The organism is Mycobacterium sp. IEC1808 (assembly GCF_002101935.1).
Taxonomy (GTDB): domain Bacteria; phylum Actinomycetota; class Actinomycetes; order Mycobacteriales; family Mycobacteriaceae; genus Mycobacterium.
This window is the reverse complement of sequence record NZ_LQPV01000021.1, coordinates 1-13,188: the sequence shown is the minus strand read 5'-3', so window position 1 is coordinate 13,188 and position 13,188 is coordinate 1. Positions and strand designations below refer to the sequence as shown.

Sequence of the window (13,188 nt, the reverse complement as noted above, 5' to 3'; positions counted from 1 at the left end):
CCGCGCTTGCGATCGCCATTACGCCGCGCTTGCGATCGCCATTACGCCGCGCTTGCGATCGCCATTAAGCTCCTCGCATGTCTACCCCTCCAGACGTGTTCAGCCCGGGCAAGCTGGGGCCCATCACGCTGCGCAATCGCACCATCAAATCCGCCACCTTCGAGGCGCGCACGCCCAACGCCCTGGTGAGCGACGACCTGATCGAATACCACCGGTTGCCGGCGGCCGGCGGCGTCGGGATGACGACCGTCGCCTACTGCGCGGTGTCCCCCGGCGGCCGCACCGAGGGCAACGGCATCTGGATGCGCCCGGAGGCGGTGCCCGGGTTCCGGCGGCTGACCGACGCGATCCACGCCGAGGGCGCCGCGGTGAGCGCGCAGATCGGCCACGCCGGTCCGGTCGCCAACGCCAAGTCCAACAAGGCGACCGCGCTGGCGCCGGTGCGGTTCTTCAACCCGATCGGGATGCGCTTCGCCAAGAAGGCCACCCGCGACGACATCGAGGACGTCATCCAAGGCCACGTCAACGCGGTCCGGCTCGCGATCGAAGCCGGCTTCGATGCGGTCGAAATCCATTTGGGCCACAACTATCTGGCGAGCGCGTTCCTGTCCCCGCTGATCAACCGGCGCAACGACGAATTCGGCGGATCGCTGGAGAACCGGGCCAAGGTCGCCCGCGGCATAGTCATGGCCGTGCGGCGCGCGGTGGAGAAGGAGGGCACGCCGATCGCGGTCACCGCCAAGCTCAACATGTCCGACGGGGTGCGCGGCGGCATCAGCACGAAGGAATCGCTGATCACCGCCAAGTGGCTGCAGGACGACGGCGGCCTGGACGCGATCGAGCTCACCGCGGGCAGTTCGCTGGTCAACCCGATGTACCTGTTCCACGGCGACGCGCCGGTCAAGGAATTCGCCGGCGCCTTCAAGCCGCCGCTGCGCTGGGGCATGCGGATGACGGGCAAGAAGTTCCTGCGCGAGTACCCCTATCACGAGGCCTATCTATTGCGCGACGCCAAGCTGTTCCGCGCCGAGCTCACGATGCCGCTGATCCTGCTCGGCGGCATCACCAACCGGGAAACGATGGACCTCGCGATGGCGGAGGGATTCGATTTCGTCGCGATGGGCCGGGCCCTGCTGGCCGAGCCGGACCTGATCAACCGGATCGCCGCCGACGGCGCCGCGCACAGCGTGGATTCGGCGTGCACGCACTGCAATCGGTGCATGCCGACGATCTACACGCGCACCCGATGCGTGGTCACCGGCGCGCCGGACGCTTTGGCGAGCTCAGGGTCTTGAGTGTGAGCTCACGGCCTTGAGTGTGCTCATGGGGCGGGGATTTCCGGCGGTTTCCACCCAGGCTTCACAATGAAAGCCCAGGCTTCACAACCGAGGGCCACGCTTCACAATCAATGCCGGGGCTGAAGGTCACCGGAGCGCCGGACGCGGTCATTCAGCCCACAGGGTGAAAACAGGTGCACCCGCTACAGTTGTGGCAATGAGTGCACCACCCCCGCCTGCGTTAACCGTTCGTCATGACGGGTCGGAGCGCACATTCGCCGCCGGTCACGACGTCGTCGTGGGACGGGACCTCCGGGCCGACATGCGCATCACGCACCCGCTGATCTCGCGGGCGCATCTGTTGCTGCGGTTCGACCAGGGCAGGTGGCTGGCGATCGACAACGGTTCGCTCAACGGCACTTTCGTCAACGGCCGCCGGGTGCCGGTGGTCGACATCCACGACGGCCAGAGCATCAACATCGGAAATCCCGACGGGCCGCAGCTGACCTTCGAGGTGGGCCGCCACCAAGGGCTGGCGGGTCGCCCGCCTCGCACCGAGTCGATGGGCATCCCGGTGGCCCAGCCGGGGGCGGCGTGGTCCGGTCAACCGGGCCCTCCCGTCGCCGCTCCGCCCGGCCCCCCGCCCGGACCCCCGGGTCGGCAACCGAACTGGGCCGCGCAGGCGGCGCGACGCCCGCAGGTCGCCGCGCCCCCGCCGCCCGGCCAGCCCATGTACCCGGCCGCCGGCGGGCGCCCGCCGTATCCGACCAGCGCGCCGCCACCCCCCAATTTCCAGCCGCACCCGCAGATGTCCGCCGTGGGGTCCGCGCCGGCGGCGCCGGAAACCCAGATGTCTGCCAACCTGACCAAGCCGCCCGAGGTGGCGAACCTGGCGACCAAGATGTTCCAGGCGTTGCTGCCGTCCCGCTCCGGGGCGATGCCGAAGTCGTCTGACGCGATCACGATCGGTCGTTCCACCGACAACGACATCGTGATCCAGGACGTCCTGGCGTCGCGCCATCATGCGTTTTTGACCCAGACGCCGCTGGGCACCGAGATCCGCGACGCGCACAGCGTCAACGGCACCTTCGTCAACGGTGTCCGGGTCGGGTCCGCGATCCTGACCGAGGGCGACGTGGTCACGATCGGAAACGTCGACCTCGTCTTCACCGGCGACACCCTGGTCCGCCGTACCGAGGCGGCGACGCGCACCGGCGGGCTGGAGGTGAACGCCGTCACGTTCACCGTCGATCACGGAAAGCAACTGCTCGACCACATCTCGCTGACCGCGCGCCCCGGGACGCTGACCGCCATCATCGGCGGGTCGGGCGCCGGAAAGACGACGCTGTCGCGCCTGATCGCCGGGTACACCACCCCGAGCACCGGCACCGTGACGTTCGAGGGCCACAACATCCACGCCGAATACGCGTCCATGCGCAGCCGGATCGGGATGGTTCCCCAGGACGATGTCGTGCACCGCCAGCTGACGGTCAACCAAGCGCTGGGTTACGCGGCCGAACTGCGGCTGCCCCCCGACACCAGCAAGGCCGACCGCGAGCAGGTCGTCGCGCAGGTCCTCGAGGAACTCGAGCTGACCAAGCACGCGGACACCCGCGTCGACAAGCTCTCCGGCGGCCAGCGCAAGCGCGCGTCGGTGGCGCTGGAGCTGCTCACCGGGCCGTCGCTGCTGATCCTCGACGAGCCGACGTCGGGCCTGGACCCGGCGTTGGACCGGCAGGTGATGATGATGCTGCGCCAGCTCGCCGACGCCGGCCGCGTGGTGCTGGTGGTCACCCACTCGGTGGCCTACCTGGACGTCTGCGATCAGATACTGCTGCTGGCGCCGGGCGGAAAGACCGCGTTCCTGGGGCCGACCAGCCAGATCGGCGCGGCGATGGGCACCACCAACTGGGCCGACATCTTCGCGAACGTGGGCGCCGACCCCGACGAGGCCAACCGCCGCTTCCTCGCCGAAAACCGGCCGCCGGAGTTGCAGGCTCCCTCCGATGCCAGCCCGGGCGACCTGGGCGAACCGGTGCACACCGACGTCCTGCGCCAGTTCTCGACGGTGGCGCGCCGCCAGGTGCGGCTGGTCATCTCCGACCGGGGCTACACGGTGTTCCTGGCGCTGCTGCCGTTCCTCATCGGCATCCTCACCCTGACCGTTCGCGGCAAGACCGGGTACGGCATGGGGGACCCCCTGAGCAACTCGCCCAACCAGCCCGACCAGATTCTGGTCATGCTGACCGTGGGCGCGGTGTTCATGGGCACCGCGCTGACCATTCGCGACCTGGTCGGCGAGCGTCCCATATTCAGGCGTGAGCAGGCGGTCGGCCTATCGACCGCGTCGTACCTGGCCGCCAAGATCGTGGTGTTCAGCGCGTTCGCCATCGGGCAGGCGGGCATCACGACCGCGATCTCGGTGATCGGCTGGGGCCAGCCGATCGCCAAAGCCGTGATGTTGGGCAACGTCAGCTTCGAGCTGTTCTTCGACGTCGCGCTGACGTGCGTGGCCTCGGCGCTGTTGGGCATGGCGCTGTCGGCGATCGCCAAGTCCCAGGACCAAATCATGCCGTTCCTGGTCATCGCGATCATGTCGCAGCTGGTGTTCTGCGGCGGGTTGATCTGGGTGACCAACCGCCCCGTGCTCGACCAGTTGTCGTGGGCCACGCCCGCAAGGTGGGGTTACGCGTCGGCGGCGTCGACGATAGATACGCACCGGCTCGTCGTCGGCCCGACCGACCCGAAGGACCAGCACTTCGATCACAAGCCGAGCGCGTGGCTGTTCGACATCGCGATGCTCGTCATGTTGTGCGTCGTCTACAGCGCCATCGTGTGGTGGAAGCTCCGGCTGAAGGGGCACTCGTCGGCCCGCCGCAGTCTGTCGAGGAACCGGCGCAAGCGCTGATGGGCCGGCCCGGGCAGCCAGTGCTGACGGTGCGGTCCCAGCGATCCGAAGGTAATTTCGCGCCGGGTCGCGACGTGGTCGTCGGCAGTGACCTGCGCGCCGATCTGCGCGTGGCGCACCCCCTGATCGCCCGGGCGCACCTGCTGCTGCGCTTCGAGGGCAGCCGGTGGGTCGCGGTCGACAACAACTCGATGAACGGGGTCTTTCTCAACGGCCGGCGGGTGCCGACGGTGGACATCCACGACGGCCAGGCCATCAACATCGGCAAGCCCGACGGACCGCGGATCACGTTCGAGGTTGGGCACCACCAGGGCACCGTCGGGGTACTGCCGCCGACGGAGACGCTCCAGACGATCCCGCCACCCAGCGGCCCGCTGCCGGTACGCCCGCGGCCGCCCCAGCCGCCGCCTCGCCCGCCCGGCGACGCCGTCCAGCGCACCACCGCGATCCCGATCCTCCGGCCGCCCGCGGCCACCGACGACGCAAACCCGCCCACCCAGATGGGCGTGAGCGGCGAGGTCGCCGAGTTCCCGACCACGCGGGTCAGGGCCCCTGTCGCGCGGATCGGCCGCTCGCTCGACAACGACATCGTCGTCCACGACGTGCTGGCGTCGCGCCATCACGCCTTCCTGACCGCGACGCCGGTCGGCACCGAGATCCGCGACGCGAACAGCATCAACGGCACCTTCGTCAACGGGATCAGGGTCGGATCCGCCGTGCTCGCCGAGGGCGACGTGGTCACCATCGGCAACGTCGACTTGGTGTTCAGCGGCGGCATGCTGGTCCGCCGCCAGGAGGTGGCGGCGCGGTCGGGCGGCCTGGAGGTGCGCGAGGTCAACTTCGCGATCAACGGGAAGAACCTGCTCGAACGCGTCTCGGTGACCGCCAGGCCCGGCACCCTGACCGCCATCATCGGCGGTTCGGGCGCCGGCAAGACCACGCTGTCGCGGCTGATCGCCGGGTACTCCACCCCGACCTCCGGCTCGGTAACGTTCGAGGGCCACGACATCCACACCGAGTACGCGTCGCTGCGCACCCGGATCGGGATGGTCCCGCAGGACGACGTCGTGCACCGGCAGCTGACGGTCAACCAGGCCCTCGGCTACGCCGCCGAACTCCGGCTGCCGCCCGACACCAGCAAGGCCGACCGCCAACAGGTGGTGGCGCAGGTGCTCGACGAACTGGGGCTGACCAGGCACGCCGACACCCGGGTGGACAAGCTCTCCGGCGGCCAGCGCAAGCGCGCGTCGGTGGCGCTGGAACTGCTCACCGGGCCGTCGCTGCTGATCCTCGACGAGCCGACGTCGGGCCTGGACCCCGCCCTGGACCTGCAGGTGATGACGATGCTGCGCCAGCTCGCCGACGCCGGGCGGGTGGTGCTGGTGGTCACCCACTCGCTGACCTACCTCGACGTCTGCGATCAGGTGCTGCTGATGGCGCCGGGCGGCAAGACGGCCTTCCTGGGCGCGCCCGGCCGGATCGGTGACGCCATGGGCACCACCAACTGGGCCCAGATCTTCGCGAAGGTGGGCGCCGACCCCGACGAGGCGAACCGGCGCTTTTTGGCGCAGAACAAACCCCCGCCCCCGGTCGAGTCGGCGCCCGCCGATCTGGGCACCCAGGCCCGCACCAGCGTGCGGCACCAGTTCTCCACGATCGCGCGGCGCCAGGTCCGCCTCGTCGTGTCCGACCGCGCCTACTTCACGTTCCTGGCGCTGCTGCCGTTCGTCCTGGGCGCGCTGTCACTGACCGTCCCAGGGAACACCGGGTTCGGCGTCGCCCAGCCGACCAGCGGGACGCCCGACGAGTCCGCGCAGATCCTGACCCTGATGTCGATCGCGGCCGTCTTCATGGGCACGGCGCTGACCATCCGCGACCTGATCGGCGAGCGCGCGATCTTCCGGCGCGAGCAGGCGGTCGGCCTGTCGTCGGGGGCCTACCTGGCCGCCAAGCTCACGGTGTTCTGTGCGTTCGCGATCGTGCAGGCGGCGATCGTGACGGGCATCGTGCTGCTGGGCAAGGGCGCGCCGACGCAGCCGGCGGTGTTGCTGGGCAACCCCAGCTTCGAGCTGTTCGTCACCGTGGCCGCGACGTGTGTGGCCTCGGCGGTGCTCGGGCTGGTGCTGTCGTCGCTGGCGCGATCCAACGAGCAGATCATGCCGCTGTTGGTGGTGTCCCTGATGCTGCAGCTGGTGCTCGCCGGCGGGATGGTGCCCGTGACGGGACGGATCTTCCTCGACCAGCTGTCCTGGGTGATGCCCTCGCGCTGGGGTTACGCGGCGTCGGCGTCGACGGTCGACCTGCGGGCGCTGGTGCCGGGTTCGCTGCTCGCGCAGGACGCCCACTGGGTGCACACCCGCGGCGCGTGGCTGTTCGACATGGGGATGCTGGTCGCGCTGTCGGCGGTCTATTCCGCGATCGTGCGCTGGCGCATCCGGCTCACGCGCTAATCCTTGGCGTCGAAGCGCAAGCCGTGCGCGAGCGCGAACGCCATCGCCTGCGGAACGTCGACGCGGGCGCCCGACAGCGAGGCGGTCCGCCACACCGACGGGTCCACGACGGCGCCGCGCAGGTCGGCGTCGTCCAGCCGGGCGCCCGTCGTCCGCGCGCCGGACAGGTCGGCGCCGCGCAACACGGCCTTGCGCAGGTCGGTCTCCACCAGGCTGGCCTCCCGCAGCCGGCAGCCGGAGAGGTCGACACCGCGCAGGTCGTTGCCGCCGAGCACCGCGAGGGTGAAGTCGACCTCATCGAACGTGATCGGGCGCATCCGGCAACCCACGAACACCGAGCCCAGCATGCTGCACTGCGCAAAGGTGCTGTGCCACAACAGGGTTCGTTCGAACTTGCAGTTGCGAAACGCCGACCCCCGGTGGTCGGACTCGGCCAGGTTGGCGCCGCCGAAGTCGCAGTCGCTAAACACCACCCGTTCGGTGCGCAGCCGGCTGAGGTCCTCGTCGCGAAAGTCCGTGCCGTCAAAGGGGCCGGCATTCGCATCGGTCCAGTGCTGCAATTCAGCTCGCGGCCAGGGTTTCCAGCGCGTATTCGCTGACGGCTATCAGCGCGTCGGTCGCCGAGCGGCGGTCCCTGGCGTCGACGGTGATCACCGGGATGTGCCGGGGCAGCGTCAGCGCCTCGCGCACCGCCTCGACGGGATAGCGCGGCGCGCCGTCGAATTCGTTGACCGCGATCAAGAACGGCAGCTTGCGGTGTTCGAAGAAGTCGACCGCGGCGAAGCTGTCCTGCAGGCGGCGGCAGTCGACCAGGACGACCGCTCCGATCGCGCCGCGCACCAGGTCGTCCCACATGAACCAGAACCGACGCTGACCCGGTGTGCCGAACAGGTAGAGCACCAGCTCCTCGTCCAGCGTGATGCGGCCGAAATCCATTGCAACCGTGGTGGTCTTCTTGTCCGGGGTGGCCTCGAGCATGTCGACGCCTTCCGATGCGTCGGTCAGCATCGCCTCGGTGCGCAGCGGCATGATCTCCGAGACCGCCCCGACGAACGTGGTCTTGCCGACCCCGAAACCGCCTGCGATCACAATCTTCGTCGAGGCGTGCGCGCGGGAACCCCGCGCGTCAGAGTGCGCGTAAGCCACGCAGGGTCCTTCCTATGAGTTCGTGGCGCTCGTCGCGGGTCGAACGCTCGCTCAACGTCCTGTGCACCCGAAGGTAGCCGGACAGCACCAGATCACCCACCAGGACGCGCGCGACCCCGACCGGTAAATCCAGCCGAGCCGAAATCTCCGCGACCGACGGGCTGTTGACACACAGTTCGATGATCTTGCCTCTCGCATCGTTCGGTGGCCACCGGTGAGCCAGGCCGGCGTCCAACGTCTGTATTGGCGCTTCCAACGGAAGGTCGACGTCGGTGCCGGTCCGCCCGGACGTCAGCGTGTACGGACGGACCAGGTTCGCCTCACGTGGTGCCGGCCAGTGCTCGCGTCTGTCCATCGCGGGTCACTGGTACTGCTCTGCGGATCGGCGGGTGGACTCAACCACTCCGCCCACCCGTTCGACGAGTACGGCCATCTCGTAACCGATCTGGCCGATGTCGCAGGACGCCACCGCCAGCGTGGCCAGATGCGAGCCGTCGCCGACCCGCATCAGCAGCAGGTAGCCGTTGGTCATCTCGACCACGGACTGCAGCACCTGCCCGCCCTCGAACAGCTGCGCGGCGCCGGTCGCGAGGCTGGCCAGGCCGGAGGCGACCGCGGCCAGCTGGTCGGCCCGCTCGCGCGGCAGGTGTTCGCTGGCCGCGACCGGCAGCCCGTCGACCGACACCAGCAACGCGTGCGCAACGCCGGGGACCTCGCGGGCGAACTTCGTCACCAGCCAGTCCAGCGAGTTGTCCGCAGACGTCATCCCTGATCAGATCCTTCACTCGTCTCGCGGGCATGCGACCGTCCGGAACGCACGCCGCCGAAGTGGCTGCTGAACGAGGCCCGCACCGCCTCGGGGTCGCGCCCCGCGGCGGAGTGCCGCGCGAGGCCGTTGGATCCCACCAGGGACCCCTCGTCGCCGTCCGGCCGCTCCTCTTCGGCCGTGTCCGTCCCGTTCGCGGCGCCGGGCACCAGCCGGGCCCCGGGCTCGCGGACCGGCAGCCCGTGCTCGGTTTTCGCCTCGACGGGCTTGTCCTCGGCCGCGGCGGCCAACGACCAGCCCCGGTCCCAGACCGACTGCCAGTCCAGGTCGGGGCTGTTGACCAGGTCGTGCGGGTCGCCCAGCATCTCCGACAGCATCCGACGGTAGATGACGTCGTCATCGGCCGGGGCGGCCGGCGCCTCCGGGGCCTTCGGGATGCCCGGGGCCGAGGCGACGGGAGCCGGGGTTTCCCGGGGAGTCGCGGCGGCCTGGGCGCGCGCGGCGAAGAACGCCGACGTGTCCGACACCGCCGCGGGCTTGGCCGGCCTCTGTTCCGGCTCGGGCTCGGGTTCCGGCGTCGGCTCCGGCTGCCCGCCCTCCCACCACGGGGTGGCCAGCTCGCGGCGGTCCCGCCGCGGCAGCTGCGCGACCGGCTGGGGAACCTCGGGCACCTCTGAAACGTCCGCGATTCCGCTGGACCCCGGGTTGCGGCGCGGCAACAACGTGACCGGCGGTCCCGACGCGTCGGCGCCGTTCTGGCCGGCGGGCTCGGGCGCGGCCGGCGCGCCCGCGGGGTCCGTCGTCGCCATGGCGTTGGCGAGCTGGGTGCTCGGCGACGACACCGATCCAGGCCGTCCCTGCGGCCCCGCCGAACCGGCCAGCACCGAGGGCGGCAGGTAGACCTCGGCCGTGGTGCCGGCGCCCGCCTCGTTGCCGGCCGGGCCGCGCAGGCCTACCCGGATGCCGTGCCGGGCCGCGATCCGGCCCACCACGAAAAGCCCCATATGCCGGGCGTTATCGGGCGTGACGTCGCTGCCGGACCGCAGCCGCATGTTGGCGATGCGCCGATCGGCGTCGTTCATGCCGAGGCCGGAGTCGGAGATCCGGAGCATGACTCCCCCGTCACCGCCGCGTCCGGCGGAGATCCGGACCGTCGTCGTCGGCGGCGAGTAGCGCAGGGCGTTGTCGATCAGCTCGGCGAACAGGTGGATGACGCCGCCCGCCGCCGCGCCGACCAGCGCGCAGTCGGGCAGGCCGGACAGCTCGACGCGGCGGTAGTCCTCGACCTCGGACACCGCGGCGTTGATCACCGTGGACAGCGGCACCGGGTCGCGCTGGTCGCGGGCCAGCTGTGCGCCCGCGAGCACCAGCAGGTTGGCGCTGTTGCGCCGCAACCGCGCAGCCAGGTGATCCAGCCGGAACAGGTTGTCCAGGCGTTCGGGGTCCTCCTCGTTGCGCTCCAGCCGGTCGATCAGCATCAGCTGCTGGTCGACCAGGGAACGGTTGCGCCGCGACATCGTCTCGAACATGTCGTTGACCAGCAGGCGCAGGCGCGCCTCGTCACCGGCGAGTAGCAGCGCCTGGGTGTGCAGCTCGTCGACCGCGTGGGCGACCTGACCGATCTCCTCGGTGGTGTACACCGGCAGCGGCTGCGGAATCGGTTCGGCGCCACCGGCTTTGACCCGGGCGACCTCCTCCTCCAGGTCGGTGTGGGCGACCTTGAGCGCGCCGTCACGCAGGACGCGCAGCGGGCGCACCAGCGCGCGCGCCACCAGCAACACGACCAGCAGCGCGATCACGATGACGGCCAGCACCAGCGCGGTGTCAAGGATCGCGGCGTTGCGGCGATCGGTGGCCTCCGCGTGCACGGACTTGGTCACCGACGCGGTGGTGTCGTTGATGACCTGCTCGGCGATCCCGTCGGTGGTCTCGATCGAGCGCAGCAGGTCGGGGTTGTCGACCAGCGCGCTGGCCGGATCCGACATGATCGCCATCCGGGTCACCATCTGCTGCTGCAGCGTCTTGGCCTCGGCCGACCCGGCGCCGAGCACCTCGCTCATCCCGAACAGCGTCGACGGCTCGGTGCCGGCCAGGGTGATCATCGAGGTCCGCAGCTGCGGCTCGGGAAGGTCGGCCCCGCGGGTCACCAGGATCTGCTGCATCGTCATCTGCCCGCGGGCGCCGACGGCCCGGCTCAGCGCCTGGGCCTGAGCGCGGATCCGCTCGTTGCCGACGTGCACCGACGCGTTGATCACGTCCTCGGCCGTCAGCAGGATCGGGGCGTAGGTCGTGACCCGGTCCCGCAAACCGATGCTGTTGTCGGCGACCTTGTCCAACAGCCCCGCGCCGCCGTTCAGCAGCGTGCTCACCCCGGACCGGACGTCGGGGGTGACGTCGGTGTCTGCCAGCCGCTGCTGCAGCTCGTACTTGCGCGCCTCGTAGTTCTTCTTGGCGCCCTCGACGTCGCGCCCGGTGGAGCTCGCCAGCAGCGCGACGTCCAACGCCGACATGTATTTGGTGATCGCCGGCAGCACGTCGGCGCGGGCGGCGGCCAGCCGGAGGCCGCTGGCGTTGGCCATCGCGTCCTTGATGCGCAACCCCCCGAACACGGTCGCCAATAGCAGCGGTACCAGCACAATCGCCAGGACCTTGAGGCGGACGGGCCAGTTGCTGGGCGACCAGCGGGGCGGGCGTTTGGCCCGCCGGCCGTCGGCGACGGGGGCTTCGGTGTATTGCGGCGCGTCCGCCTCGGCCGCGTGGGCCGGGCGGGTGAACATGGTCACTTGTCTGCGGCCGCGCGACGGGCCGCTGCGCCAATTATCAGCGCTCGGTGAAACGAGAGGCTCATGAGACTTTCCTGCTTAATTCCGCCTACCCCACGCAGTCGGCGCCAGCGATAAACACCTGGCAATCCGACGAGTATGACAGCCCGCGGCCGAGGTCTCCACAATTCCTACTGAGTACGCAGAGCCCTCCAAGGTTGGCTCGCGCACGGGGATGCAAGTCTGGCAAACAAATTGGCCTGTCATGATCGGCAGATGTTCCGGCTGATGTTTGTCACCCCGCGCATCGCTCCCAACACCGGCAACGCCATCCGGACCGCGGCCGCCACCGGCGCCGAATTGCACCTCGTCGAACCGCTCGGCTTCGACCTGTCCGAGCCCAAGCTGCGGCGCGCCGGCCTGGACTATCACGACCTCGCGTCGGTCACCGTGCACGCGTCGCTGCGCGCCGCCTGGCAGGCGCTGGCGCCGGAGCGGGTGGTCGCCTTCACCGCGCACGCGACGACGTCGTTCGCCGACGTCGACTACCACCCCGACGACGTGTTGATGTTCGGGCCGGAACCCGACGGGCTGGATGCGGCGACCCTGGCCGACCCGCGCATCACCTTTCAGGTGCGCATCCCGATGCTGGCGGGCCGGCGCTCGCTGAACCTTTCGAATGCGGCGGCCGTTGCCATCTACGAGGCCTGGCGGCAGCAAGGATTCGCCGGCGCGGTCTAGAATTCCAAGTCATCGCGCGGCCCATTTGCTCGAGGAGGGCAGCGATGTCGCACGTGGTGGTGGTTCCGGCGGAGGTGGCGGGGGCTGCTTCCGGTGCGGCGAAAATCGGATCCGCGCTGCGGGCCGCCAACGCCGCGGCGACCGCACCGACGGCGGGGTTGCTGGCCGCCGGTGGCGACGAGGTGTCGGCGGCCGTGACGGCGCTGTTTTCCGGGCACGCCCGCGCCTATCAGCAGATCGCCGCGCAGATGGCCGCGTTTCACGACAATTTCGTGGCGACGCTGGGCGCCAGCGCGAGCGCGTTCGCCGATGCCGAAGCGGCCAACGCCACCCCGCTGCAGACCCTGGAGCAAGACGCCCTGAACGCGATCAATGCGCCCACCGGGACGCTGCTGGGGCGCCCGCTGATCGGCAACGGCGCGCCCGGCACCGCGGCCCACCCCAACGGCCAGCCCGGCGGCTTCTTGTTCGGCAACGGCGGCGCCGGTTTCTCCGAACCGGCCAACTCCGGCCTGGCCGGAGGCAACGGCGGAGCCGCCGGCTTGATCGGCAACGGCGGCATGGGCGGGGCCGGCGGCGCCGGTGCGGCCGGTGGCGCCGGCGGTCACGGCGGCTGGCTTTCCGGCAGCGGTGGCAACGGCGGCGCCGGCGGGAACGCGGCGGTCGCCGGCGGCGCCGGGGGCAACGGAGGCGCGGGCGGCGCCGCCGGCCTGTGGGGCAACGGGGGCGCCGGCGGCCAGGGTGGCGCCGGCCTGGCGGGGGCGAACGCCGTCAATCCGGCCCCCATCACCGACCCGGCCCTCAACGGCGCGGCCGGCGTCACCAACGTCAACCCAAACGGCACTGTCACGGGCACCACCGGCGGTGCCGGGACGCCGGGGGGCGCGGGTGTCAACGGCGGCACCGGCGGCGCCGGCGGCACCGCGGCCGACAACGTCGCGAACAGCTTGCTTGCCACGGGAGGCATGGGCGGCGACGGTGGGACCGGCGGTGCGGGTGGCGCGACCGGTGGCCAAGGCGGCGGCGGCGGTACGGCCGCGTCCTTCTTCGGCAGCGCCACCGGCGGCAACGGCGGCAACGGCGGCGCGGGCGGCACCGGAACCAACGGCCAGGCCGGGGGCGCGGGCGGCGCCGGGGG

10 protein-coding genes are annotated in these 13,188 nt (G+C 70.6%); 5 read left to right on the top strand and 5 right to left on the bottom strand.

Annotation, left to right across the window (positions count from 1 at the left end):
* Window positions 1-77: 77 nt before the first annotated feature.
* The 3 genes from AWB92_RS13625 to AWB92_RS13615 all read left to right on the top strand — a co-directional run bounded on the left by AWB92_RS13625 (window position 78) and on the right by AWB92_RS13615 (window position 6,635).
* Entirely contained in the window at window positions 78-1,295 is a 1,218-nt protein-coding gene (locus tag AWB92_RS13625) for an NADH:flavin oxidoreductase (RefSeq protein ID WP_085186335.1), read from the top strand.
* A 199-nt stretch (window positions 1,296-1,494) separates the two neighbouring features.
* A complete protein-coding gene (locus AWB92_RS13620) occupies window positions 1,495-4,185 on the top strand; it encodes an FHA domain-containing protein (RefSeq protein ID WP_085186332.1) in 2,691 nt (896 codons plus the stop codon).
* A complete protein-coding gene (locus AWB92_RS13615) occupies window positions 4,185-6,635 on the top strand; it encodes an ATP-binding cassette domain-containing protein (RefSeq protein ID WP_085186330.1) in 2,451 nt (816 codons plus the stop codon). Before AWB92_RS13620 ends, AWB92_RS13615 begins: the two co-directional genes overlap by 1 nt.
* Here the strand turns inward: AWB92_RS13615 and AWB92_RS13610 are convergent.
* The 5 genes from AWB92_RS13610 to AWB92_RS13590 are packed head-to-tail and all read right to left on the bottom strand — an operon-like array spanning window position 6,632 to window position 11,324.
* A complete protein-coding gene (locus tag AWB92_RS13610; protein ID WP_085186328.1) occupies window positions 6,632-7,195 on the bottom strand; it encodes a pentapeptide repeat-containing protein in 564 nt (187 codons plus the stop codon). The genes AWB92_RS13615 and AWB92_RS13610 overlap by 4 nt on opposite strands.
* A 1-nt stretch (window position 7,196) precedes the next feature.
* The gene (locus tag AWB92_RS13605) at window positions 7,197-7,781 is read right to left on the bottom strand and encodes an ATP/GTP-binding protein (RefSeq protein WP_085186326.1); all 585 of its coding nucleotides are present in this window, start codon (window positions 7,779-7,781) and stop codon (window positions 7,197-7,199) included.
* Window positions 7,762-8,136, bottom strand: a complete 375-nt coding sequence (locus tag AWB92_RS13600) for a DUF742 domain-containing protein (protein ID WP_068187500.1) — start codon at window positions 8,134-8,136, stop codon at window positions 7,762-7,764. Before AWB92_RS13600 ends, AWB92_RS13605 begins: the two co-directional genes overlap by 20 nt.
* Before the next feature lie 6 nt (window positions 8,137-8,142).
* Window positions 8,143-8,547: a serine protease inhibitor gene (locus tag AWB92_RS13595; protein ID WP_085186324.1), complete on the bottom strand. Its 405-nt coding sequence runs from the start codon at window positions 8,545-8,547 to the stop codon at window positions 8,143-8,145.
* Window positions 8,544-11,324, bottom strand: a complete 2,781-nt coding sequence (locus tag AWB92_RS13590; protein ID WP_085186411.1) for an ATP-binding protein — start codon at window positions 11,322-11,324, stop codon at window positions 8,544-8,546. The genes AWB92_RS13595 and AWB92_RS13590 overlap by 4 nt, the downstream gene beginning before the upstream one ends.
* 261 nt (window positions 11,325-11,585) lie before the next feature.
* Here AWB92_RS13590 and AWB92_RS13585 point away from each other — a divergent pair, with 261 nt between their 5' ends.
* Both AWB92_RS13585 and AWB92_RS13580 read left to right on the top strand, forming a co-directional pair.
* Window positions 11,586-12,050 carry a tRNA (cytidine(34)-2'-O)-methyltransferase gene (locus tag AWB92_RS13585; protein ID WP_085186322.1) on the top strand — a complete coding sequence of 155 codons (465 nt, stop codon included), beginning with the start codon at window positions 11,586-11,588 and terminating at the stop codon, window positions 12,048-12,050.
* Between the two features lie 44 nt (window positions 12,051-12,094).
* On the top strand, window positions 12,095-13,188 hold a 1,094-nt coding region (locus tag AWB92_RS13580; RefSeq protein ID WP_085186320.1), incomplete at its 3' end, for a PE family protein.